Raw genomic sequence first — 19,901 nt, 5'->3', positions numbered from 1 at the left:
GCCCCTGACCGAGAGAGCGTGAACGGATGAGTCAAACGAGTTCCCCCACCGCCGACACCGGCGCCTGCCCGTTTCATCAGGCCACGGCGGCAAAGGCCCCGAACGGATGCCCGATCAGCGCACGCGCCGCCGAGTTCGACCCGTTCGAAGACGGTTATCAGCAGGATCCCCCCGAGTACGTGCGATGGGCGCGCGAGCAGGAGCCGGTGTTCTACAGCCCGAAGCTCGGCTACTGGGTGGTGACCCGCTACGACGACATCAAGGCGATCTTCCGCGACAACATCACCTTCAGCCCCTCGATCGCGCTGGAGAAGATCACGCCGACGGGGCCGGAAGCGAATGCCGTGCTCGCGTCTTATGGTTTCGCGCTCAATCGCACACTGGTCAACGAAGACGAACCGGCGCACATGCCGCGACGCCGCGTGCTGATGGAGCCGTTCACGCCGGAGCATCTCAAGCATCACGAACCCCTCGTGCGCCAGCTTGCGCGCGAATACGTCGACCGGTTCGTGAACGACGGTCGCGCCGATCTCGTCGACCAGATGCTGTGGGAAGTGCCGCTCACCGTGGCCCTGCACTTCCTCGGCGTGCCGGAAGAAGACATGGACAAACTGCGCGAGTATTCCATTGCGCACACGGTCAATACCTGGGGGCGCCCCAAGCCCGAGGAACAGGTGGCGGTGGCGCACGCAGTCGGCAACTTCTGGCAGCTCGCCGGCAAGATTCTCGACAAGATGCGTCAGAACCCGGACGGCCCCGGCTGGATGCAGTACGGCATTCGCAAGCAGAAGGAACACCCGGAAGTCGTCACCGATTCGTATCTGCACTCGATGATGATGGCAGGCATCGTGGCCGCGCATGAGACGACCGCCAACGCCACCGCCAACGCGATGAAACTGTTGCTGCAACACCCCGACGTGTGGCGCGAGATCTGCGAAGACCCGTCGCTCATTCCGAACGCCGTCGAGGAGTGCCTGCGTCACAACGGCTCGGTCGCCGCGTGGCGCCGCCTCGCGACGAAGGACGTCAACATCGGCGGCGTCGACATTGCCGCGGGCGCCAAGCTGCTCATCGTGACGTCGTCGGCCAACCATGACGAAGCCCATTTCGCCGATGCCGACCTGTTCGACATCCGTCGTGAGAATGCCAGCGACCAACTGACGTTCGGCTACGGCTCGCACCAGTGCATGGGCAAGAATCTCGCCCGCATGGAAATGCAGATTTTCCTGGAAGAGTTCACGCGTCGGCTACCGCACATGAAGCTCGCCGAGCAGAAGTTCACGTACGTGCCCAACACGTCGTTCCGCGGCCCCGAGCATCTCTGGGTGGAGTGGGATCCGGCGCAGAATCCCGAGTTGCGCGATCCGTCCATTCTGGCGCGCCATTCGCCGGTGCGCATTGGCGAACCGTCTGGCCACAGCGTGACACGTCCGGTCGTGGTCGAGTCGGTGTCGCCCGTGGCCGACGGTATCGTCAAGCTGCGCCTGGTGGCGCCCGACGGCCGTGCCATGCCGCGCTGGGCACCCGGCTCGCACATCGACGTCGAATGCGGCGATACCGGGCTCTCGCGTCAATACTCGCTTTGCGGCGACCCGGCGGACGTCGGTGCGTTCGAAATCGCCGTGCTGCACGAGCCGCAGGGCCGCGGCGGATCGAACTGGATGCACACACAGGTCAAGGTCGGCGATCGGCTGCGCGTGCGCGGCCCGCGCAACCACTTCCGCCTGGACGAAACCACGCCGCGCGCGATCTTCGTGGCCGGCGGCATCGGCGTCACACCGATTGCCGCGATGGCCCGGCGTGCAAAGGCGCTCGGCATGGATTACGAGATCCATTACAGCGGCCGAAGCCGTCGCACGATGGCGCTCGTCGACGAGCTTCGGGCACTGCATGGCGAGCGTTTGCACTTGTGGGTGAAGGACGAAGGCCAGCGTGCCGATTACGTCGCCTTGCTCGCCACGCCGCAAGCCGGTACGCAGGTCTACGCTTGCGGCCCGGTGCGCCTGCTCGATGCGCTGGCCGAATGCTGCGCCTATTGGCCGGACGATACGTTGCGCGTCGAACATTTCCAGTCGCAGCTTGGCACGCTCGATCCCGAGAAGGAGCATGCGTTCGAAGTCACGCTCAAGGACTCGGGCATCACGTTGACGGTGCCGGCGGACCAGACACTGCTCACGGCGCTGCGCGCAGCCAACATCGACGTGCAGAGCGATTGCGAGGAAGGGCTGTGCGGGTCGTGCGAAGTGCAGGTCCTCGAAGGCGACGTGGACCACCGCGACGTGGTGCTCACGCGCGCGGAACGCGACGCCAACACGAAGATGATGTCGTGCTGCTCACGCGCCTGCGGCAAGAAGCTGGTGCTGGCGTTGTAACGCGCGGCCTCGCTCGAGGCAAAGCAAAGGGGGGGTGCCGCGGCGCCCCCCCCCTTTTTCGTCCCGCGCACGTTACGCGTCGGTGGATACGTCAATGCGCACGGGCACCGTGCGGGTCACGCAGCATGGTGAACAATGCGATGAGCGCCAGCAGCGCGAAGCCACACATGACAGCCACCAGCGGACGCGGCGTGCCATCGTTGAACAGCCCGAGCAGCCCGCCCGCGGCAAAGCCGAAGCCGTACTGGACGCTACCCACCAACGCCGCTGCCGCGCCTGCGCGCGTCGGATGATTGGCCAGCGCGCCCGCGACCGAATTGGCCGTGATGATGCCGCGCAGCGACATGAACAGGAACAGCATCATCACCATGAGCGGCAGCAGCGCGAAGCCCAGCCAAACCGTCGCGCACAGCACCGACGTGACGATCGCGCAGCCGACGATACCCACGCGCATGAGGCGATAGGGCCCGAATTGCCCGACGCGGCGCGAATTAAAGACCGTCATGCCCGCCATGCCCACGATGTTGATGCCGAACAACACGCCGAAGAACTGCGGCGACACGTGGAAGTACTCCATGTACACGAGCGGCGTACCCGTGATGTAGGTGAACGACGCGCCGAAGACCGCCCCGCCCGCGAGCATGTAACCGACGAAATGCGGATCGCGCAGCAGTTGCCAGTACGACGCCGCGACCGCGCGCGGACCGCCCGCCTGACGCGCATGCACCGCCCCCGTCTCCGGCAGGCGCCACAGCGCAAGCATCGCCACCGCGCCGAACAGGGCGAGCACCCCGAAGATCACGCGCCAGGAGGTGAATCGCAGCATCTGGCCGCCGACGAGCGGCGCCACGATCGGCGCCACGCTCATCACCAGCAGCATGATCGAGAAGGCGCGTGCGCTGTTGCGCGGACCGTAGACGTCGCGCACGATGGCCTGCGCTATCACCGGCATCGCACAGCCGCCCAGCGCTTGCACGAAGCGCCACACCATCATGTGATCCATGCTGTCGGCGAAGGCGCAGCCGATGCTGCCGAAGATGTACAGCGCGATGCCCGCCGCCATCGGGCGACGCCGGCCAAAGCGGTCGGCCAGCGGCCCCCAGAGCAGTTGTCCGAACGCGAAGCCGAGGAAGAAGTACGACAGCGTGAGTTGCGCGGCGGCCGCACTCGCGTCCAGCTCATGCCGCATGGTCACCAGCCCCGGCAGGTACATGTCGGTGGAGGCCGGCGCGATCATCATGAACAGGCCGAGAATGCCGAGCAGCACGCGCTCGGACGGCAACGCAGGAGAGAGTTCGGACGTCGATGTCATTGTCGTTCTGGTTATTCAACGCGACGCGTGGCGCATCGCAGAGCCGCCGCAAAATGAACGACGCCCGCCATGATAACGCCGGCGGGCGTCGCACTTTCATACTCGATCGTTATCGGACCCCTAACCGCTGCTCATGGCTGCTCGGACCGGCCTCGACAGTCCCGCAACGCCAGCAACGAGACGCCCTCAACCGGCGGTCGCGGTGCGCAGATTGCCGCGATCGCCGCGTTGGGAACGGGCAATGGCGAGCACACCGATCAACGACACGCATGCCGGCACGGCCGCCGCGAGGAACAGCGACGAGGACGACCATTGCAGGTGCATCAACGCGCCCCCCAGCACGGGACCGAGGACCGAGCCGATCCGGCCGACACCCAGGCTCCAGCCGATGCCCGTGGAGCGCAGCGATGTGGGGTAGTAGGTCGCCGCCAGCGCGTTGAGCGCCGGTTGCCCGCCGATGATCGAGAAGCCCGCGAAGAAGATCGCAATGAAAACGGCCACCATCGACACCATCACTACCGGATTGCCGATGGCCGCGGTGGCCGCAATGGCGATCAGGAAGGTGACGGCCAGCACGCTCGTGAAGCCCACGCGGTCGATCACGCGACCGAGCAACAACGTACCGATCACACCGCCCGCCCACAGCGCGGTACCGGCCATCACGGCGACCTGCGTCGAGTAACCGGCGTCGCGGATCACCGTCGGCAGCCAGTTCGACAGGAAGTACATGTCGAGCAGGTTGGCGAAATTGATGACCCACAGCAGCAGCGTCACCCGTGCGCGGCCGTCCTTGAACAATTCGATGAACGGCACGCCCTTGGCTTTCTGCTCGTCGAGCACGAACTGTGCGCCGACCGGCACGTCGGCGCCGGGCGCGACGCGCAGCAATTGCTTGCGGATGCGCGCGTTGTCGCTCTTCCTGAACATCAGGAACTGAATCGATTCCGGCAGCGAGATCCACATCAGCAGACCCAGCACCAGCGGAATCGCGCCGCCGATGTAGAACACCGCGCGCCAGCCCAGGCTCGGAATGATGGCAGCGGTGATGAGCCCGCCGACCACGCCGCCCAGCGTGAAGCCGCACGACACGATCATCATGAGCGACACGCGCATGCGACGCGGGCTATATTCACCAGCCAGCGCCATGGCATTGGGCATGATGCAGCCCAGGCCCAGGCCCGCGGCGAAACGCCACACGACCAGCTCGGTGATGGTATTGGCGAAGCCCGTGACGAGCATGCACACGGAGAAAAAGAGCGTGGCGCCGATCAGCACCGGGCGCCGGCCCAGCTTGTCGGCCAGCGCCGAGAAGGTCAGCGAACCGACCAGCATGCCGAACAGTCCCGCGCCGAACACCGGGGAGAGCGTCTCCTTGGCGATGCCCCACTCACGAATCACGACCGGCGCGACGTACCCCATGGCCTGCACGTCGAAGCCGTCAACGACCAGGCACATCGCGCACAACACGATCACCCACCATTGGTACGGGCCAAGACGACTCTCGTCGATAAGCGCGCCCACATTCACTTGTGCTGCTTTCATTCTGTCTCCAAACGTTCTCGCAACTTCGTGTCATTGCGTTCCGGTCGAGGCGCCGGTTTCTTGGTTCGTTGCCTCGTGCCAGGCCCCCTGCCCCCTCCAATCGGGTCGACAGGCGATTTCGGGGCAAAACGCGACCGTACCCGGCCATGTTCAGCCCACGAAATTACGCTTTGCGGAAGTTTATCCCGCCGAACGTAAATCGATGCTCAGTGTAAACACTTAGATTCCCGACGGATGCCAGGGGGACAGCACCCTCGACCGGATCGATCCGGCGACCGACCGCACGGCGCACGATGCGAGACCGGTCTGTGGTTTTTCTCCACTTCGGGATGGGAAGCGACCCGAGTTTCTGTTGGAAGATGCTCAGAAGACGACGAGGGTCGTGGGCGTGGCGTCTCGAGGACGATCCGACGATCGAAAAGCGACGAATTGTCGCAGTTGTGGTTTTTCTACAGATTTTTTAAAGAAGGTTTACCCGTCTAGGGATTTCCCTGATATAGTTGCACCTGTCTCCTCCACCTCCTCCTGGTGGATTTCACGGCCAGCAACACGCTGGCCGTTTTTTTTGCGTGCCGGTTCTGTGCGACGCAGACCGCCGCAAGGACGATGGGAGGACAAGGAAGATGAGGGCGCGCGCCAGCCATGGCCCGCGTCGCGCGTTACGCCAAAGGGCACTGGCGCGCTCGTACGGGCACGACGCAACGGCGGCGTTGTGACGAATGCAAGGAAGCGGCGGCGGGTGGCGCCGCGTTCAGTGCGAGGAAGTCGAAGTGGGAGCCGTCGCGCTCTCGTTGGCAACGCGATCCTCGATGCGTTGCTCGATGCGCTTACGAATCTGTGCGGCCGCGGACGACGCGTCTCGCGCCGTAATGCTCGAGAATTCGCAGCGGCCGATGTAGTGACCGTCGCAATAGGCATCGACGGCGCCGTCGAAGCGTTCATCCGCGCGCGGTGTCACGGCACCGGCCAGTTCAAACGGACGCCCTGGCGGCGTGTGGCTGACGTAGTGCCAGGAAAAATGAAATGAGTCGGTCATATGTCCCCTTCCGTAAAGCGACAGCTATGGAACTGCCAGCCAATGCTGTTTTTTCGGAAATCGTAACATGTTCAACAATACCGTCCGACAATCGGAAAAAAAAGCGGCTCGCCAAGACGGCGAGCCGGACAGTCCGTGGAGGTCGGGGGCACTTCATGACCACGGTGCTTTCACTCTAGTCCCGAATCCCTGTCGTTATTCTCGGTAATTTGCCTGATGCGCGCACGGCAGTGTGCCGAACCGCGTCAGCCTCGCTCGGGGACACGCGCCGTATCGCAAGCTCCGCCGGCAGGCCGCCTGCCCGCATCATCGCCCATGTTCACGCGCGCTCGCCAGGCGCATCGACCGCCTCCGGCGCCCGTGCGCCGGCCACACCGGAACCGAGTGCATCGGCCGGCACTGCCTTGCCGAACAACCAGCCCTGCCCGATGGCGCGCGGCGACAGCGCGAGCATGTAGTCTGCCTGCGCCTGGGTTTCGATCCCCTCGACAATGACATCCACCTCGAGCAGCGCGGCCATCTTGCAGATCTGATCGACGATGGCGCTGCCCACCGCGTCGCTCCCGATTGCGTGCGTGAACATCCGGTCGATTTTCAGCGCGTCGACGTTCAATGTCGACAGGTAGGCGAGATTGGAAAAGCCGGTGCCGAAATCGTCGATATGGATCTGGTAGCCATCCGCACGCAGCCGGTCGAGTGCCTCTCGCAACCGCTTCATGTTATCGGTCGAGCGCTCAGTGATCTCCAGTGCGATCTGCGCCCGTGGCACGCGCAGCGATGCCGCCATGTGGTTGAGGTAGGTATGGAAACTGCGGTCGACGACGTCCGCCGCGGCGAGATTGATGCTGATGTGAAACTCGGGGTCGGCCAAGGCCCGCCCGTGCATCTCGATGAGCGCACGGCGCACGACCTGTCGGGTGATGAGCCCGAGCACACCGCGCCGTTCCGCGATCGGGATGAACATATCGGGGGAAATCGGCGCGCCTGAGTTGTCGTTGAGCCGCGCGAGCGCCTCCACCCCCACCATCTTGCGATCGCTCAGGCGCACCAGCGGTTGATAGACCACGTGAATGCCCCCGGCTTCCGCGGCCTGCTGCGTCACCCAGTCAATGGACGTTCGGTATCGCCGGCGCGCTCGCCAGGACAACCCGACCGATCCTCCTGCCAGTCCACCGATCGCCAGCGCCAGCGCCAGCCCGGTTGGGTTGCCGGCAAGGCTCGACGACACGTACACGGCCGAGGCACACACGTCCGCCCGGTTCGAGCAAGCCGAGTAGCGTCGCACGACCCCGACATCGAGCCAGCGCGACGTCTCGCCCGGCCGGATGCGCTGCTGGTCATCGAACAGGCCGGCACGCCAGAACTGGAAACGCATGTCGCTCGTCGACGCCACCGACGCGAAGCCCCGGGCGGGCGTGACCAGCCGGTCAGGCAGCACCGGCGGGCTGAATACGACCACGTCCCCAAGACCAACCGCATTGACGCGTACGCCGGGCGTGACGATGCCCGTGAGCGTATGCCAGAGCTTCAGGCCGTTGCGGGTTTCGTGACTCGGGGGAGGCAGTTCGGGCGCCGACGCCAGACGGCCGGCCACCGCGGAGCACAGCAGGTGCGAGCCGTGCACGCGCGCGATGTCGTGGAAATAGGGACTGCGCATGGCGACGCGGCGCAGCGCGAGGATGTCCTCGTCGGTGCAGGGCACCGCACCGCTGTACATCGCGCTTTGCAGTGCGTCGCGGCTCGAGACCGACGCGTCGCTCATGAAGCCCATGATGTCCTGCACGTACGCGCGCAGCCGGAAGTCGTCGATGCGCGTCTGCACGATCTGTCCGACCACCAGCATGATCAGCATGCCGGCGATCGCCCCCGCCAGCACCGGCAGCCAGCGAGCCAGCCTTTGTAGCGTTTGCATGGCGTGTGCCGTCCACGTGACGCCCCGGATCCCTGCGGGGGCATGGCGGAAGTGTAGCGCACTGCCACGCCGATGTATCGGATTGCCACACGAGTGCGCGCGAGGCCGCGCCATGTCGCAAAGAACCGCGGCGCCGCCGGCCCCGCCACCCCGCTCCGCGGGGCATTGCGCGGACATTCGGCAGTAGGACGAATTGGGGTCGGCGCCCGGTTAAAGTGGCGCCCTACGCCTTCACCCTCACGGCTTCGCCATGACGCTCAAATTTCGCAATCCGGCGAACGGGGATGTCGTCGAGATCACATACCTGTCGTGTGTCGCGGCCTTCTTCCTCGGCCCGCTCTATCTGATGGCCTACGGCTTCCCGTGGCACGCACTCGCGTGGATCACGCTCGCCATCGGCCCGGCGCTGATCTGGAAATCGGCGCTCGCGCTCTCGCTACCCGCCACCTGCCTGCTCTACTCGCTGCTGATTCACCCGCTGCTCGTGGGCCGCCTGCGTGCCAACGGCTGGGCCAGTGCAAGCGACGCGGACGTTGCCAGTGCCGGCCAGCGAGGCTACGACGCCTACCGGGCGAGCGCCTCCACGCGCGGCAAGACCGGCATCGTCCTCGCCCCGGTAGTTCCAGCCCCCGCGTTGGATGTGCGGAGTGCGAACCAAAGTGCAGACATTCTCCCCGACGAAAAGGCGTGCCTTTACTGCGGCGAATACGTCAAGCTTCAAGCCGTGCGCTGTCGTCACTGTCTGGCGAGTCTGCCGGCTGCATCGCAATAAAGCGCTCGAGTGCCGCCGACCCGTGGTCTTCGCGATAGGCGAGACTGATCGGCGCGAGCGGCACCTTGCCCTCGATCGGCCAGAACCCCATGCCCGGCGTACGAATCTGACTGACCGACGCCGGCACCAGCGACACACCGAAGCCAGCCGCGACCATCGGCACGATCGACGTGATCTGTGGCGCTTCCTGGCCGAGCTTCGGCCGAAATCCGGCCGATTCGCACGCCGCGATCGTGCGGTCGTACAACGCCGGACTGATATCTCGCGGCAGGAGAATGAATTCCTCGTTCGCCAATGCCGACAGCGGCACGCGCTCGCGCGCACACATCGGATGCCCGAGCGGCAGCACCAACACCATCGGCTCGTCGGCCACGGGCACACTTGCAATGCCGGGCGGCCATTCGAACGGCGTTCGCACGAACGCCGCATCGACGGTCTCATCCCCTAACGCCGCCAGCAGATTCGCCGTGTTGCTTTGCTGAGGATGCAACTGAACGTCCGGATAACGCGCGCGAAAGTCACGGATCCAGGCAGGAATGCGGGGTTCGAAATACGTTGCGCCGGCGAACCCGATGTGAATATGCCCCGCTTCGCCGCGCGAGATTTGCTGCATTCGGCGCTTGACGCGCGCCACTCGCTCGAGGATCTGCCGCGCCTCAGGCAGGAAGGCCTCGCCCAGTTCCGTAAGCACCACGTCGCGCGGCAGGCGCACGAACAGCGCGCCGCCCAATTCCGTTTCCAACTGCCGAATCTGCAGGCTTAACGGCGGCTGCTGAATGCCCACGCGCGCCGCCGCCCGCGTGAAATGACGCTCCTCGGCCACGGCAATGAAGTATTGCAAATGCCGCAATTCCATGACGGTTCCCCAGATGGCCCGTGCCCATTGGGCTTTGCGCCATCAATACATAAAAAATATGAAAACTCTATGTTCAATATATTGGAAATGTGACCGATGGGTCAATACACTTCGAGTCAAGCGCGAACCGCGCCCGAGAATCTCCGGGACACGCGCCGAATTCAAGAGATTCGAATAAGAGAGACGAGGAGCGTCACGATGTTTGAAGATCGCATCCGCCTGGCGTCGCTGCGCGACCGGGTGATGAGCGCCGACGATGCCGCGAAGCTGATCGGCGACGGCATGGTGGTCGGCATGAGCGGGTTCACCCGCGCCGGCGACGCCAAGGACATGCCGATTGCGCTGGCGAAGCGGGCAAAGGCCCACCCAATGAAGATCACGTTGATCACCGGGGCATCGCTCGGGCACGACTCCGACAAGACGCTCACGCAGGCCGGCGTGCTTGCCAAGCGCCTGCCGTTCCAGGTCGACACGACGTTGCGCGGCGCGATCAATCGCGGCGAGGTCATGTTCGTCGACCAGCATTTGTCCGAGACCGTGGAGTTCTTGCGCGCCGGCCAGTTCGGCGGGCTCGACGTGGCCGTGATCGAAGCCGTGGCCATCACGGAAGACGGCGGACTCGTGCCGAGCTCGTCAGTCGGCAATTCGGCGAGCTTCGCGATTCTCGCGGACAAGGTCATCGTGGAGATCAACCTCGCGCAGCCGCTCGCGTTCGAGGGCATGCACGACATCTGGATTCCGGCCCAGCGCCCGCACCGCACGCCGCTGCCCATCGTCGACGTGCGCGACCGCGTGGGCACGAACGTGGTGAAGATCGCTCCCGAAAAGATCGCGGCCATCGTCATCACCGATACGCCCGACAGCGCTTCGAACGCGCTGCCGCCCGACGCCGAAACGCAAATGATCGCCGGCCATTTGATCGAGTTCTTCCAGCATGAAGTCTCGCGTGGACGCCTGCCGCGCACGCTGCCCGCCATTCAATCGGGCATCGGCACGATCGCGAACGCGGTGCTCTCGGGCTTCCTCGAATCGCCGTTCGAGGATCTCACGATGTATTCCGAGGTACTCCAGGACTCGACCTTCGAGCTCATGGATGCGGGCAAGATGGTATTCGCTTCGGGGTCGTCGATCACGGTGTCGCAAGCCGTTCAGGACCGCGTATTCAAGCACCTCGAGCGCTATCGCGACAAACTCGTGCTGCGGCCGCAGGAGGTCAGCAACCACCCCGAAGTCATTCGCCGTCTCGGTCTGATCGCGCTGAACACCGCGCTCGAAGCGGATATTTACGGCAACGTGAATTCCACTCACGTGGGCGGCACGCACATGATGAACGGCATCGGTGGCTCGGGCGACTTCGCCCGCAACGCCCGCGTGGCGATTTTCGCCACCAAGTCGATCGCCAAGGACGGCAGGATATCGAGCATCGTTCCCATGGTGCCGCACGTCGACCACAACGAGCATGACGTCGACATCATCGTGACCGAACAGGGTCTGGCCGACCTGCGCACGCTCGCCCCGCGCGAGCGCGTGAATCTGGTGATCGACCATTGTGCCCACCCGAGCTACCGCGACGTGCTGCGCGACTACTACCGCGATGCACTGCGATATGGCGGACAGACGCCGCACGCGCTCGAGCGCGCTTTCGACATGCACATCAACCTGCGCGAGCGCGGCTCGATGCTCGCGGGGAAGTGACGCAGGACCGTCCGTGCCGGCCGCTCAACCGGGCCGCGGCTGAGCGCGGAACGATCCATCGGCATCGACAACGCTGATCGGCAAGTCGGTGCCGCACCGCACATGGGACGCATGCGGTTCCATGGGCCGGGCGCTGGTGAGAGCGCCACGGCATTCGCGGCTCGCCGGCATGTGCGGGCGGGCCGCTTTTTCTTCCCGTCGGCGTGGGCTCAGGCGCTCAGTCGCTGCCGCTGCGCGGGCTGCGACATCTGTGCAACGTGTGCGTCCCGCGGCGCCTGGCCGGGCGATGCACGCCGCGACGCGAGTGCCGTATTTTCACCGCCATCGAGGCGGAACACCGACACCAGTTCGCGCAGGCCGCTCGACTGGGCGGCCATCGACTGAGCGGCGGCCGACGCCTGCTCCACCAGCGCTGCATTCTGTTGCGTCACCGCGTCCATCTGCATGACGGCCTGATTGACTTGCTCGATGCCGGTGCGCTGCTCGGTGGACGCCGCGGCGATTTCCGCCATCAGGTCGGTCACGCGCTTCACGGCGTGAACGACCTCGTCCATCGTACTGCCCGCCTCCGAGACCAGTCTGGCGCCGTCGCTGACCTGACGCGTCGAGGCGTCGATCAGCTCCTTGATCTCCTTAGCGGCATTGGCGCTGCGCTGTGCCAGCGTGCGCACTTCGCCCGCCACCACGGCGAAGCCTCGTCCCTGCTCCCCGGCGCGCGCCGCCTCAACCGCCGCGTTGAGCGCGAGGATATTGGTCTGGAAGGCGATCCCCTCGATCACGCTCGTGATGTCCGAGACGCGTGCCGATCCGTCCGAGATCTCGCGCATCGTCTCGACCACCTGACGCACCACTTCGCCGCCACGCTGCGCAATGTGCGAAGCATTCGTCGCGAGCATGTTGCCCTGCTCGGCGTTGTCGGCGTTCTGCTTCACGGTGGTGGTCAGCTCTTCCATGCTTGCCGCTGTCTCCTCCAGCGATGCCGCCTGCTGTTCCGTTCGAGACGACAGATCGGTGTTTCCCGCGGCAATCTGTGCCGAGCCGGTGGCAATGCTCTCGCTGCTGTTGCGCACCTGACCGACAACGCTCGCGAGCTTCGTGTTCATGTCGCGCAGCGAGCCGAGCAGTTGCGCGAGCTCGTCCTTGCCCTGCACTTCGATGCGCGAGGTCAGATCGCCGCGCGCCACCGTTTGCGCGATGTGCACACAGCGACCGACGGGCACCGTGATCGAGCGTGTGATGAGCAGCGCGATTGCCGTGTTCACGCCAAGCGCAACGAGAATCAGCACGAGCGCGGCGACAAGGGCGGTGTGGTAGCTGGTGGCGGCGGCATCGGTCGCGGCCACGGCGCCGGCGCGGTTCACGGCCACGTGCTCGGCCAGACGCTGGCCGAGTGCCGCGAACGCCGACACCGCATCCGTCATCGCCAGTGTGCGCGCCTGCCCTTTCGCGTCGTCGTCGCCCGTGGACAGTTCGGCAATGCGGTTATCGATGGCGAGATACTTGCCCCAGGCCACACGCACGGCGTCATAGGCGCGCCGGTCCTCGTCGGAGGCCACCATGCCGTTGTAGCGCTCGAGCGTCCTGGTCATCATGTCGATCGCCGCGCGGCGCTTGTTCGTTTCGTCGACACGCGTGCCGTCGACCGTCGTGAGCAGCAACGCCAGCGTGGCACGACGGGTGGCGTTGGCGGCCACCTGCGCCTCGCCGAGCGTCTGCACGCTCGGTAGCCAGTTGTCGGCCAGATCGCGCGTGCCCGCGTAGATGCGCGACGCCTGAAACACGGCCATGCCACCCACAATGCACAACAAAACCAGCGTAATCGCGAACCCAATGCTCAACCGTGTGCCGATTTTGAGACTTCCCAAGAACCTCATGCCTGCTCCAATGCGATAAAAACCGAACAATCGCACTGATTAACGGGCGAGCATTGGAAAAGCTTGAGTCAATTCCCCCCTGATTCCCACCTTATGGGTTTCCATATATCGGTGGCAAGGAAAATCACGCCACTTTCCATAAGCAAGGAATACCCATTTCTGGCCTTCATCGCCAAATCGATGAAAACCGGAACAGGCGCCGCATGATATGCGGCTTCATATATTTCTTAATCCACAGGCAAGAATATGAATGCGAACGGATCACTTGCTGGCGCCGTCGAAGGGCGTGGGATGCACGGTATCGAGATCGATGTCGTCGATGCAGCGTACGTTGACCGCCGCCATCTTGCCGCCGTCCGGCCTTTCACCGAACGCAAATGCCTCGACCCCGCATTCCGGACAAAACTGATGACGAATGACGTGCTTGTTGAAGAGATACTCCCTTGCATTTCCTGCACCAGCCGTTTGCGAAAATTCATTCATCGGCGTAAACGCGAGAATCAATCCGCGCTTTTTACAGATTGAACAATTGCACGCAATTGTTTTGGACAAATCAACATTCGCGGCAAATCTCAAATTACCGCAATGGCATCCGCCGGAATATTGCTGGTTCGCCATGCCGTATCTCCTGACGATATTGGAAATGGGCCGACGGGAACAGGGAGAGGGAAAAACGTGGAGCGTGAGGAGGCCCGCCGGTGTGCGCTCCATTGTGCGGCAATTTCGGCGGGAGGGCGAGCTCACGCGGCCGGAACAACGCCACGGTCTCGCCCATCGGGTCGACCGCCCCCGCGTGCGCGACAATCGTGCGCCGGTCAGCCCTGGGCGGCGGCGGCGGCCTCGGACTGCTCGATCGCCTTGACGATGATGCGCAGTGTGGCGTCGAGATGATCTTCCGTATGACGCCGGGCGGCGGCCACGTCGCGCGCACGGTATTCATCGAGCATCTTCTGGTGCTCCTGATTGCTCACCTCGACGTGTACGGGACGCATATAGAGCGACAGCGCAATGTAGGGCCCCGAAGCGTCACGCAGCGTTTTGATCAGATGCGCCAGCCGCGAGTCGTCCTGCGACGCCCATAGCGCGGCGTGAAACGCCTGGTTCAGTTCGGTCCACTTGACGACGTCCGACGTCGCGAGCATTTCCGCATGCAGCGCCTGCGCGCGGGCGATATCGTCCTCGCGAATCGTGGCCATCGCCTGCTCGGCCATCATCGGCTCGAGGGTCTTGCGCAAACGGTAAAGCTCGTTGACGTCGTCCACCGTGAGTCCGCGCACCACGGCGCCCCGGTGAACGTCGAAGAACACCAACCCCTCCGAAACCAGCGTGCGCAGGGCTTCGCGCACAGGCGTGGTCGACATTTCCAGACGGCGCGCGAGGTCGTCCTGCCGCAGGCGGTCGCCCGCCTTGAGCCGGCCCTGGAGAATCTCGGTGCGCAGTGTCTCGATGGCGTACTGGTAGGCCGTGAGCCGGCGACGGCCGGTCGTGCCGGCCGAAGCGGCCGAAGCGGCCGAAGCGGCAGTGGCGGCGGAGGACGTGCTTTTCAATGGGGTGACGTGTGAAGATTATTGACGCGTGAGTTTACTCCAATTTGCCAGCGCCTCTCCCACGTCGCGGGCCCCCGCGCCCGAGGCCAGCAACGCGCTCACGAGCAGGCGCGACTTGAGCGCCGACAACCAGCCGGACATGTGCGCACCTCGCCGCACCAGGTCGATTTCCGCGCCCACGTAGCCATACGTCTGCGACGCCGTGGCGCCGGCCGAGGCGCGACTGGCGATCACGACCGGCACCTGCGCGGTCAGCTCGCCGATGCGCCCGGCGAAGCCGAACGACACGTGCCCCGCCCCCTGCGCCGCGATCACCACCGCTTCGTAGCCGGCCTTGACGGCCAGCTCCGCGAGCTCGCCCTCGTCACCCAGCACGGCCGTGACCAACGCCACCTTCGGCCACGCACGCACCGGACGCGCCAGCGGCGCCGGGCGCACGGGCGGCGCGTGGAAGAAGGTCGGGCGTCCCTCCACTACACGCGCCGCGATGCCGCCGTCGTGCGACACGAACGCCTGGACCGCCAGCGAATCGCCCTTGCTCACCCAACGCGCGTAATGAACCGTGTCGTTCATGACCACCAGCACGCCGCGTCCGGCGCTGTCCGGATCTATCGCCGTACGCACCGCCGCGAGCAGGTTCGCGGGACCGTCAGCGCCGGCGGCCTGCGGCGCCCGCATCGCCCCGGTCACGATGAGCGGCGCGGGCAATTTCCAGAACAGATCCAGCAGGAAGGCCGTTTCCTCCAACGTGTCGGTGCCCTGCGTAAGCACGACGCCTGCGGCCCCCTCGCGGACCTGCGCCTCCGCCCACGCGAGCGCCTCCATCAGATCGTCGTAGCGCAACGAAGCACTCGGCAGTTGACGAAGCGACGCCGTGCGGATCGTCGCGATCCCGGGCAGGCCCGGCACCGAGCGGGCCAGTTGCTCGGCGTCGAGTGTGGGGACGACGCCGCCCGCGGCGTCGGAGGGCGTCATGCTGATCGTGCCGCCAAGCGAGGCGACGGCAACCACGGGAAGCGATTGGGACATGTTGAGCGAAGTCGATGAGGTGAATGAGGTGGACGCGTGTTTTTGATTTCGGTTGATATGCATTGTGCATTATATATAATCGACAATCGTTTGCGAAGGGCATCGGGTGCTTCGCAGCCAATTCGACATCGAGGAGACGTCATGCAACCAACAACGGTGGGCCATCCGGCCGCTGGGGCGACGCGATACCGGTTCGCGGTGTTCGCGCTGATCGTGGTGATTGCGCTGGTGAACTACATCGACCGGGGGGCGATTTCGTACTCGGCCGGGCAGATCACGGCCGAGTACGGTTTCGACCGCGCCGGCTGGGGCGCCGTGCTCGGATACTTCGGCTACGGCTACATGTTCGGTGCGTTGTTCGGCGGCGCGCTGGCGGATCGTCTGGGCGCCAAGAAGGTGTGGGTCATCGCGGGCATTGCCTGGTCGGCCTTTGCCATTGCGATGATCTGGGCGGGCGACATCGGCATTGCGGTGTTCGGCGGCTCGGCGTTGACCGGATTCGCCACGATTCGCGTGCTGTTCGGCTTTGCCGAGGGTCCGGCCTATTCCATCATCAACAAGACGATGTCGGCCTGGGCGTCACCCTCCGAGCGAGGCTTCGCCGTGTCGATCGGCTTGTTGAGCACGCCGCTTGGCGCGTTGCTCACGGCGCCAGTGGCCGTCGGCTTGCTGCTGCTCACCGATAGCTGGCGCACGATGTATGTCGTGCTCGGCATTGCGGGCTTCGTGCTGATCGCGCTGTTCGCCCGCGTCTATACGAACCGGCCCGAGGACAATCCGCGCGTGAACGCGGCCGAGGTGGCGCTGATTCAGGCGGGGCGGCCAGCGCAGACGACGACCGCGGCCGCCGCGGCCAGCGACATGCCGTGGTGGAGCTTTTTCCGCAGCAAGACGCTGGTGTTCAACTCGATCGGCTACTTCGCGTTCATCTACGTGAACTTCATGCTGCTCACCTGGACACCGAAGTATCTCGCCGACGAGTTCCACTTCACGCTGTCGTCGCTCTGGTACGTGGGCATGATTCCGTGGACGGGCGCGTGCGTAACGGTGCTGCTCGGCGGGCGCATCTCCGACTGGCTGTACCGCAAGACGGGCAAGCTGGTGATCGCACGCAGCTGGTTTGCGGCCGCGGCCCTGACGTGCACGACGCTGTGCTTCCTGATGGTGTCGCAAGCGCACAGCGTATGGGCCGTGATCGCGTTGATGACGCTGGGCAACGCCCTGAACGCACTGCCGAACTCGGTCTACTGGGCAGTGGTGATCGATACGGCACCCACGCGCGTGGGTACGTTCAGCGGCCTGATGCACTTCATCGCGAACATCGCGTCGGTGCTGGCGCCCACGCTCGCCGGCATTCTCTCGGCGAAGTACGGCTATTCGTCGATGTTCGTGGCCACCTCGGTGGCCACGGCAATCGGCGTGATCGCCATGCTGCAGGTCAAGCCCGGCGTCGGGCCGGCGCTCGGTCGCCGCGACGCGAAACCCGCGTCCGCCTGAGCGAGCCATCGGGACGCATGACGTCTCGCGATATCATTTCCCGAATACCGAATACGGGCATCCGTCGATGCCGCTCAGGAAAACGATGACGATGCGCCGGCCGGTGTCATGCACACCGACCGGCGCTTGCGCGAGACACCCGCATGAACCTTCAGCATCTGCATGCCTTCACGATCGTCGCCCAGCAACAAAGCATTCGCAGCGCGGCGCGCGTGCTGGGACTCTCGCAACCGGCGGTCACGCGCATCATGCGCGAGCTCGAACGCAACGTCCAGACGCCCTTGCTGCATCGTGGCAGCAAGGGAATCGAACTCACCGCGTTCGGTCACGCATTGCTCAGACGTGCCCATCTGATTCTCGAGGAAGCGCGCAAGGCGCAGGACGAACTCGATCAGATGCGCGACGGCGCGGGCGGCAGCCTGAACATCGCCATCTCGTCGACCGCGGCGCTGTCGATGTTTCCGCAGGCGTTGCAGCGCTTTCGCGAGCGCATGCCGCGTGTCGCGCTCACGATCAGCGAGTCGGCGCCGCCGCACACCCAGGACCTGCTCGAAGCCGGACGGCTCGACTTTGCCGTGCTCACGGAGCTCGGCGACGGCGCCGCGGACGGGTTCGAGCGCACCGTCCTGCTGCCGATGCAACTCGTCGTTGCCGGTCGCAAGGGACACCCGCTGCGCGGCGCGAAGTCGATCGCCCAACTGCGTGAGAGCCTGTGGCTCGTGCCGGGTATCGGCGACAGCGCCACCGACTACCTGAGCCGCGTGTTCCGGGACCACCGCCTGAGCGCGCCGCAAGACGTGATCTCATGCCGCTCGATCGTCACCGCATTGAGCATCATGGAAAATTCCGATGCGCTGGGCATCTTCTCGCGCGTGGTGCTCGACCGGCGCCAACGTATTGCCAATCTGAGCCTTCTCCACCTGACGGAGCCCCTGCCGGTGGCCTGCCTGTCGCTCGTGACGCGCCCCCAGTCCCAGCCCACGCCCGCTGCCCGCTGCCTGATGACCTGTCTGGCCGAGGCTGCCGCGAGTCTGCGCGAAACGGCCCCCTGAGCCCCCCCAAAGGCGCGGTGAGCCCGGGATCGCTTCCCGCGCACCGATAACAAATACTGATATCAAGAATAAATTTCTTATCTTTTTGCTATAGGGTCGCAGCGCTAATATCCCCCTGCTCCGTTCGCCATCTCGCGCCGATCTCGCGCCCCGGGCCGACACCGCGCGAGCGCGCGAGGAGTCACGACAACAACCGATACGCGGTCCGGCGCAGGCCGGGGCGTGTCCGAGGAGGATGAGGATGACGGCTTCGCAAGACATCGAGCAATACTTTTCTTCGACCTACGCCCTGGCGCGCGAGCGTTTCCTGGACGCGGCGCGGCGACACACCGACGAGATCGACGCCTACCCGATCGAAGCGCGGGGCGCACAAGGCGAGGCGCTCTTCACCGATGTGGCGATGATCGCGCCCCCGAATGCCCGCCGGCTCCTGATCCTGACGTCGGCCACGCACGGCGCCGAGGGGCACTGCGGTTCGGGCTGCCAGTTGGCGCTGCTCAACGACGCCCCCATGCTCGCGCGCGCCGCCGAGGCAGGCGTGGCGCTGCTGCTGGTCCATGCCGTCAATCCGTTCGGATTCTCATGGAGCAGCCGGACCAACGAGGACAACATCGACCTGAATCGCAACGCGCAGGCCTTTGGCGCCGCGCCGCTGCCGGTCAACGCCGACTATGCCGAGGTCCACGACTGGCTCGTGCCCGCCGAGTGGCCGCCCACCGAGCAGAACGAACGTGCCATCGCCGAGTACATCGCGCAGCAGGGCATGCCGCGCTTTCGCAATGCCGTGTCGAGCGGACAGTACACCCATGCCGGCGGGCTGTTCTACGGCGGGCAGGCGCAAAGTCGTTCGCTTCAGACGCTGTGCCACGTCTTGCGCACGCAGGCCGCGCGCTATGGCGACATCGGCTGGATCGACTATCACACCGGGCTTGGCCCGCAAGGCCATGGCGAAAAGATCTTCGCGGGCCGTCGCAACGAGGAGGAAGTCGAGCGCGCACGGCGGTGGTGGGGTGCGGATATCGCCGTGCCGTTCGCCGGCACGTCGGCGTCGGTCGACGTCACGGGTCAGCTCGCTTCGACGATCTATACGTGCTGCCCCGACGCACGCGCGACCCTGATGGCGATGGAATACGGGACCCAGCCGTTCGAGGTCGTCGTCGACGCATTGCGGGGTGAGGCGTGGCTGCGCGCGCACCCCGACGCACCGGCCGACGTGGCCGCGGCCCTGCGTCAGCGCGTGCGCGAGGCATTCTATTGCGATCACGACGCATGGAAGGGCATGGTCCTCGGTCAGAGCCGGGTCGCCGTGCTCCAGGCCATTTGCGGTTTGGCGGCGACATGACATCACGCCCTCCCCCCGCGCCTTGGCCCACAGCGGACAACGCGGTGAAACGGCGGTATCGCC

At 65.1% G+C, this 19,901-nt stretch carries 15 protein-coding genes; 6 read left to right on the top strand and 9 right to left on the bottom strand.

All coding sequences use genetic code 11. The annotated features are described in order from the left end of the window. Nucleotides 1-26: 26 nt before the first annotated feature. On the top strand, nt 27-2,372 hold the full coding sequence (locus tag W930_RS0115830) for a cytochrome P450/oxidoreductase (protein ID WP_023595328.1): 2,346 nt from the start codon (nt 27-29) through the stop codon (nt 2,370-2,372). A gap of 91 nt (nt 2,373-2,463) precedes the next feature. Here W930_RS0115830 and W930_RS0115825 read toward each other — a convergent pair whose 3' ends face one another. The 4 genes from W930_RS0115825 to W930_RS0115810 all read right to left on the bottom strand — a co-directional run bounded on the left by W930_RS0115825 (nt 2,464) and on the right by W930_RS0115810 (nt 8,174). After that, a complete protein-coding gene (locus W930_RS0115825; protein ID WP_023595327.1) occupies nt 2,464-3,684 on the bottom strand; it encodes a multidrug effflux MFS transporter in 1,221 nt (406 codons plus the stop codon). Nucleotides 3,685-3,870: 186 nt separating this feature from the next. Next, entirely contained in the window at nt 3,871-5,226 is a 1,356-nt protein-coding gene (locus tag W930_RS0115820) for an MFS transporter (protein WP_023595326.1), read from the bottom strand. A 751-nt stretch (nt 5,227-5,977) separates the two neighbouring features. Further along, nucleotides 5,978-6,262, bottom strand: coding sequence for a hypothetical protein (locus W930_RS0115815; RefSeq protein WP_023595325.1), 285 nt, complete (start codon nt 6,260-6,262; stop codon nt 5,978-5,980). A 319-nt stretch (nt 6,263-6,581) separates the two neighbouring features. Continuing rightward, nucleotides 6,582-8,174 carry an EAL domain-containing protein gene (locus W930_RS0115810; RefSeq protein ID WP_023595324.1) on the bottom strand — a complete coding sequence of 531 codons (1,593 nt, stop codon included), beginning with the start codon at nt 8,172-8,174 and terminating at the stop codon, nt 6,582-6,584. Nucleotides 8,175-8,424: 250 nt separating this feature from the next. On the opposite strand from W930_RS0115810, the gene W930_RS0115805 reads away from it, so the two are divergent. Then, nucleotides 8,425-8,946, top strand: coding sequence for a hypothetical protein (locus tag W930_RS0115805; RefSeq protein WP_023595323.1), 522 nt, complete (start codon nt 8,425-8,427; stop codon nt 8,944-8,946). On the opposite strand, the gene W930_RS0115800 is transcribed toward W930_RS0115805, so the two are convergent. Continuing rightward, entirely contained in the window at nt 8,885-9,802 is a 918-nt protein-coding gene (locus tag W930_RS0115800) for a LysR family transcriptional regulator (RefSeq protein ID WP_023595322.1), read from the bottom strand. The two genes, W930_RS0115805 and W930_RS0115800, sit on opposite strands and share 62 nt — an antisense overlap. 198 nt (nt 9,803-10,000) lie before the next feature. Here W930_RS0115800 and W930_RS0115795 point away from each other — a divergent pair, with 198 nt between their 5' ends. Beyond that, the gene (locus W930_RS0115795; RefSeq protein ID WP_023595321.1) at nt 10,001-11,497 is read left to right on the top strand and encodes an acetyl-CoA hydrolase/transferase family protein; all 1,497 of its coding nucleotides are present in this window, start codon (nt 10,001-10,003) and stop codon (nt 11,495-11,497) included. 209 nt (nt 11,498-11,706) lie between these two features. Here the strand turns inward: W930_RS0115795 and W930_RS27710 are convergent, their stop codons facing one another. From W930_RS27710 to W930_RS0115775, 4 genes are all read right to left on the bottom strand, one after another. After that, the gene (locus tag W930_RS27710; protein ID WP_023871713.1) at nt 11,707-13,371 is read right to left on the bottom strand and encodes a methyl-accepting chemotaxis protein; all 1,665 of its coding nucleotides are present in this window, start codon (nt 13,369-13,371) and stop codon (nt 11,707-11,709) included. Between the two features lie 261 nt (nt 13,372-13,632). Next, complete coding sequence (locus W930_RS0115785; protein ID WP_023595319.1) at nt 13,633-13,989, bottom strand: GFA family protein; 357 nt, start codon at nt 13,987-13,989, stop codon at nt 13,633-13,635. Nucleotides 13,990-14,186: 197 nt separating this feature from the next. Further along, nucleotides 14,187-14,918, bottom strand: coding sequence for a GntR family transcriptional regulator (locus tag W930_RS27705; RefSeq protein ID WP_024788768.1), 732 nt, complete (start codon nt 14,916-14,918; stop codon nt 14,187-14,189). Between the two features lie 18 nt (nt 14,919-14,936). After that, nucleotides 14,937-15,947, bottom strand: a complete 1,011-nt coding sequence (locus W930_RS0115775; RefSeq protein ID WP_023871715.1) for an asparaginase — start codon at nt 15,945-15,947, stop codon at nt 14,937-14,939. 141 nt (nt 15,948-16,088) lie between these two features. On the opposite strand from W930_RS0115775, the gene W930_RS0115770 reads away from it, so the two are divergent. From W930_RS0115770 to W930_RS0115760, 3 genes are all read left to right on the top strand, one after another. Continuing rightward, nucleotides 16,089-17,444 (top strand): MFS transporter, encoded by a 1,356-nt coding sequence (locus tag W930_RS0115770; RefSeq protein ID WP_023595316.1) that lies wholly within the window; start codon nt 16,089-16,091, stop codon nt 17,442-17,444. Nucleotides 17,445-17,587: 143 nt separating this feature from the next. Continuing rightward, complete coding sequence (locus W930_RS0115765) at nt 17,588-18,496, top strand: LysR family transcriptional regulator (RefSeq protein WP_023871717.1); 909 nt, start codon at nt 17,588-17,590, stop codon at nt 18,494-18,496. A 241-nt stretch (nt 18,497-18,737) separates the two neighbouring features. Then, the gene (locus tag W930_RS0115760) at nt 18,738-19,838 is read left to right on the top strand and encodes a M14 family metallopeptidase (RefSeq protein WP_330220676.1); all 1,101 of its coding nucleotides are present in this window, start codon (nt 18,738-18,740) and stop codon (nt 19,836-19,838) included. Nucleotides 19,839-19,901: the final 63 nt, after the last annotated feature.

Origin of the sequence: Pandoraea sp. E26 (assembly GCF_000681415.1) — a bacterium.
GTDB classification, from domain to species: Bacteria; Pseudomonadota; Gammaproteobacteria; order Burkholderiales; family Burkholderiaceae; genus Pandoraea; species Pandoraea pnomenusa.
This window is presented reverse-complemented; position numbering and strand designations above follow the sequence as displayed.

Coding starts and splice junctions, on each gene's coding strand:
- W930_RS0115830 (WP_023595328.1), top strand. CDS start 27: ATGAGTCAAACGAGTTCCCCCACCGCCGACACCGGCGCCTGCCCGTTT.
- W930_RS0115825 (WP_023595327.1), bottom strand. CDS start 3,684: ATGACATCGACGTCCGAACTCTCTCCTGCGTTGCCGTCCGAGCGCGTG.
- W930_RS0115820 (WP_023595326.1), bottom strand. CDS start 5,226: ATGAAAGCAGCACAAGTGAATGTGGGCGCGCTTATCGACGAGAGTCGT.
- W930_RS0115815 (WP_023595325.1), bottom strand. CDS start 6,262: ATGACCGACTCATTTCATTTTTCCTGGCACTACGTCAGCCACACGCCG.
- W930_RS0115810 (WP_023595324.1), bottom strand. CDS start 8,174: ATGCAAACGCTACAAAGGCTGGCTCGCTGGCTGCCGGTGCTGGCGGGG.
- W930_RS0115805 (WP_023595323.1), top strand. CDS start 8,425: ATGACGCTCAAATTTCGCAATCCGGCGAACGGGGATGTCGTCGAGATC.
- W930_RS0115800 (WP_023595322.1), bottom strand. CDS start 9,802: ATGGAATTGCGGCATTTGCAATACTTCATTGCCGTGGCCGAGGAGCGT.
- W930_RS0115795 (WP_023595321.1), top strand. CDS start 10,001: ATGTTTGAAGATCGCATCCGCCTGGCGTCGCTGCGCGACCGGGTGATG.
- W930_RS27710 (WP_023871713.1), bottom strand. CDS start 13,371: ATGAGGTTCTTGGGAAGTCTCAAAATCGGCACACGGTTGAGCATTGGG.
- W930_RS0115785 (WP_023595319.1), bottom strand. CDS start 13,989: ATGGCGAACCAGCAATATTCCGGCGGATGCCATTGCGGTAATTTGAGA.
- W930_RS0115775 (WP_023871715.1), bottom strand. CDS start 15,947: ATGTCCCAATCGCTTCCCGTGGTTGCCGTCGCCTCGCTTGGCGGCACG.
- W930_RS0115770 (WP_023595316.1), top strand. CDS start 16,089: ATGCAACCAACAACGGTGGGCCATCCGGCCGCTGGGGCGACGCGATAC.
- W930_RS0115765 (WP_023871717.1), top strand. CDS start 17,588: ATGAACCTTCAGCATCTGCATGCCTTCACGATCGTCGCCCAGCAACAA.
- W930_RS0115760 (WP_330220676.1), top strand. CDS start 18,738: ATGACGGCTTCGCAAGACATCGAGCAATACTTTTCTTCGACCTACGCC.